This window comes from Actinoplanes sp. NPDC048791, from assembly GCF_040650095.1.
Taxonomy (GTDB): Bacteria; Actinomycetota; Actinomycetes; order Mycobacteriales; family Micromonosporaceae; genus Actinoplanes.
Map to the genome: position 1 here is coordinate 1 of NZ_JBEZGQ010000799.1, position 3940 is coordinate 3940.

General features: G+C 68.2%; 4 protein-coding genes. All 4 read right to left on the reverse strand.

Annotation, left to right across the window (positions count from 1 at the left end):
* On the reverse strand, positions 1 to 1273 hold a 1273-nt coding region (locus tag AB0C29_RS37290), incomplete at its 3' end, for a flagellar biosynthesis protein FlhA (protein WP_360830696.1).
* Between the two features lie 77 nt (positions 1274 to 1350).
* Entirely contained in the window at positions 1351 to 2442 is a 1092-nt protein-coding gene (locus tag AB0C29_RS37295; protein ID WP_360830698.1) for an EscU/YscU/HrcU family type III secretion system export apparatus switch protein, read from the reverse strand.
* A 3-nt stretch (positions 2443 to 2445) separates the two neighbouring features.
* A complete protein-coding gene (locus tag AB0C29_RS37300; RefSeq protein WP_360545771.1) occupies positions 2446 to 3210 on the reverse strand; it encodes a flagellar biosynthetic protein FliR in 765 nt (254 codons plus the stop codon).
* Positions 3207 to 3940, reverse strand: a 734-nt coding sequence (gene fliP, locus AB0C29_RS37305) for a flagellar type III secretion system pore protein FliP (protein ID WP_360830701.1), incomplete at its 5' end; no start/stop codon positions are given. The genes AB0C29_RS37300 and fliP, both read right to left, overlap by 4 nt.

Here is a 3940-nt window from a genome sequence, read left to right on the forward strand (position 1 = left end):
GCAGGCCGTCGCCGAGCGCCAGCTCGGTGCCGGGCGGGGCCTGGCCGGTGCCGGCGTCGACCCCGCTGATCCGGATCGCGTACGAGGAGAGCGGCAGGTCCAGGTCGTCCCGGGTCCGCACGGGCGGCATCACCATGCCCAGCTCGAGGGCCATCTTGCGGCGCAGGGCCCGGACCCGGTCCAGCAGGTCGCCGCCGTTGGAGTCGACCAGGTCGACCAGGTCGGGTGAGAGGGCCAGTTCCAGCGGGTCGACGCGCATCTCGCCGAGCAGCTGCTCGGGGGAGTCCGGTGCGGGGCGTTCGAGCTCGGCCGACGGGGTGCCGGCGACCTCCGGCTCCGGGTCCTTGATCCGCTGGGCGATCAGCATCACCGTGCCGCCGATCAGCAGGAACGGGATCTTGGGCAGGCCCGGGATCACGCACAGCCCGAGGGCGGCGCCACCGGCGATGCGCAGGGCCAGCTTGTTCTGGCTGAGCTGGGCCGTGACGCTGCTGCCCATGTCGCCGCTGGTGGCCGACCGGGTCGTGATGAGACCGGTGGCGACCGAGAGCAGCAGGGCCGGGATCTGCGAGACCAGGCCGTCACCGACGGTCAGCAGGCTGTAGTGGTTCATCGCCTCGCCGGGCGACATGCCCTCCTGGAGCATGCCGATGGCGAAGCCGCCGACCAGGTTGATGACCGTGATGATGATGGCGGCGATGGCGTCACCCTTGACGAACTTGGAACCACCGTCCATCGCGCCGTAGAAGTCGGCCTCGGCGGCGACGTCGGCCCGGCGTTGTTTCGCCTCCGCCTCGTCGATCAGACCGGCGTTGAGGTCGGCGTCGATCGCCATCTGCTTGCCGGGCATCGCGTCGAGGGTGAAGCGGGCCCCGACCTCGGCGACGCGCTCGGCGCCCTTGGTGACCACCACGATCTGCACGATGATCAGGATCATGAAGATCACCAGGCCGATGACCAGGGAGCCACCGACCACAAAACTGCCGAACGCGTGAATGACCTTGCCGGCGTCACCGTCGCGCAGCACCAGCCGGGTGGCGCTGATGTTGAGCGCCAGCCGGAAGAGGGTGGCGACCAGCAGCAGGGCCGGGAAGACGGAGAAGTCGAGCGGTCGCTGGACGAACATGGAGACCAGCAGGATCAGCAGGGCGCCGGTGATGTTGAGCGCGATGAGCAGGTCGAGCAGGAAGGTCGGCAGCGGCACGACCATCATGACGATGATGCCGATGACCCCGATGGGTACGGCGAACTTGCTGAGGTTGCGGTTCTTCACAGCACCCCCTCCACTTGCTGATACTCCCGCAGTGGCGCGCGTGATGTGAGTAAATCTCCCAGATTGTGGCTATGGTCCTATGCGGCCGCCGGGGTCGGGTTCGGGTTGCGATGGACCCCGGCCGCCGATCCCTTGGCCTTCAGGCTCATCACGAACGCCAGTACCTTGGCCACCGTGCCGTAGAACTCGGCCGGGATCTCCATGCCGACCTCCACGCTCTGCTCCAGCGCCCGGGCCAGCGGCACGTCCTGCACCATCGGGATGCGGTGCTCGGTGGCCAGCTCGCGGATCTTCTGGGCGGTGTTGCCCTGGCCCTTGGCGATGACCCGCGGGGCGCCGTGCTCCGGTTCGTACCGCAGGGCGACGGCGACGTGGGTCGGGTTGACCAGCACCACGTCGGCGGTCGGCACGTCGGCCATCTGCCGGTTGCGGGCCATGGCCATCTGTTTGGCCCGGATCTGGCCTTTGACGTGCGGATCGCCCTCGGTGTTCTTGTGCTCCTGCTTGACCTCCTCCTTGCTCATCCGCAGCTGCTTGTTGGTGCGCTTGCGCACCACGAAGTAGTCGGCGGCGGCCATCACGATGCCGGCCACCGCCGCCGCCCGGATCAGCGACAGCACGGCGTCGTTGATGACGCCGAGCAGGGAGCCGATCTGCAACTGACCCGCGGTCATCAGCAGCGGCACGATGTCCTTCATCGTCATGTACAGCACGCCGCCCAGCACCCCGGTCTTGACCAGGGCCTTCGTGCCCTCCCAGAGCGACTGCATACCGAACATCTTCTTGATGCCGGGCAGCGGGTTGAGCCGGTTGAACTTCGGGATGAACAGCTTGGTGGCGACCCGGATGCCGCCCTGGGCACCGGCCGCGGCGACGCCCACCGCCATCATCGTCAGCGCCAGCGGCAGCACGGCCCAGGCGGCACTCATCAGGCCGTCCTTGAGGATGCCCATGGCCACCTGCGGATCGGGGTCCGCGATGACGTCCGGGACCTTGGCCATCAGCTCCCGCGAGTGCTCCATCGTCGAACCCAGCGTGCGCGGCAGCACGATGCTGGCGGCCAGCATGCCGACCCAGGCGCCGATGTCCTGGCTGCGCCCGATCTGACCTTCCGCCTTGGCCTTCTTGAGTTTCTGGGCAGTGGGCTGTTCGGTCTTCTCGCCGGCCACGGATCACCCCCCGCTCAACCGGACGACCGCGGTGACAGCCTTGTCGATCAGGGTGTCGAGGGCCCGCGGCAGGACCGCGATGGCGGTCCCGGACAGCGTCAGCAGCAGGAAGATCTTCGCCGGGAAGCCCAGCTGGAACGCGTTCAGCGCCGGCGCCACCCGGTTGAGCAGGCCGAACGCGACATCGGTGAGGAACAGCACGGCGATCAGCGGGCCGGCGATCTGCACCGCGGCCACCACCATCTCGCCGATCCCGCTGGTGAGCAGCCGGCTCAGCGTCTCCAGCGAGAAACTCGCGTCCAGCGGCAGCGTCTTGTACGACTGCAGGAACCCCCGCAGCACCAGCTGGTGCCCGTCGCTGGCGAACAGCAGCGTCGCCGCGACCAGGTTGTAGAAGCGCCCGAAGACCGAGCTCTGGTTCTGCGACAACGGGTCGTAGGCGGACGCGAGGGTGAAGCCGCCGAAGACGTCCAGCAGGTCACCGGCCGCCTGCACCGCGGCGAAGAAGAGGTACGTGATGAAGCCCAGCGCCGCGCCCACGAAGACCTGCAGCACCGAGCTGGCGATGATCGCCGAGGTCTGGATGGTGGGCACCGAGGTGGTCAGGTACGGCGCCATCGGTAGCGCCAGCCCGATCGAGAGCAGCACCTTGACCTGCCCCGGGATGAGCCGGGAGTTGAACGGCGGGCAGAGCATCAGCCACGCGCCGGCCCGGGCCGCGCCCAGCATGATCGCGACCAGCTCCGAGATCGGCAGATCCCAATTCATTGGTACGACCCCACGAGCGCCGTGATGATCAGCCCCCAGCCGTTCACCAGCACGAACAACAGCAGCTTGAACGGCATCGCCACGGTCACCGGGGGCAGCATCATCATGCCCAGCGACATCAGCGACGCGGAGACGACCATGTCGATGATGAGGAACGGGATGAAGATGACGAAGCCGATGATGAAGGCCGCGCGCAGCTCGGACAGCACGAACGCGGGGATCAGCGTGGTGAGCTCCACGTCGGCCGGGGTCGCGGGCTTCTCCTGCCCGGACACCTTGACCAGCAGGGCCAGCTCGTCCTCGCGGGTGCTCTTGAGCATGAACTCGCGCAGCGGCTGCACCCCGTCGGCGAACGCCTGCGACTGGGTCTTGTCGCCGGCCAGGTAGGGCTGCACGCCCACCTCGTTCACCTGCGACACCACCGGGCTCATGATGAACAGGCTGATGAACAGGGCCAGCCCGGCGAGCACCTGGTTGGGCGGCAGGCTGGTCAGCCCCAGCGCGTTACGGGTGATCCCGAGGACCATGAACACCTTGGTGAAGCACGTGCACAGCAGCAACGCCGCCGGGGCGACCGAGAGCAGCGTCAGACCCAGCACGATCACCAGCGAGGAGGCCGGCTTGCTGCCGTCGGGATTCGTACGGGCGGTCGGCCCAGCCCACCGCGTCGGCGAGCGCCACCAACGGCTCGGTGCCCGAGCCGCAGAGCAGCGAGGACGCGCGCTTCGTG

Excerpts from the sequence above, each read along its gene's own strand:
- AB0C29_RS37300 (WP_360545771.1), bottom strand. The coding sequence starts at position 3,210 with ATGAATTGGGATCTGCCGATCTCGGAGCTGGTCGCGATCATGCTGGGC.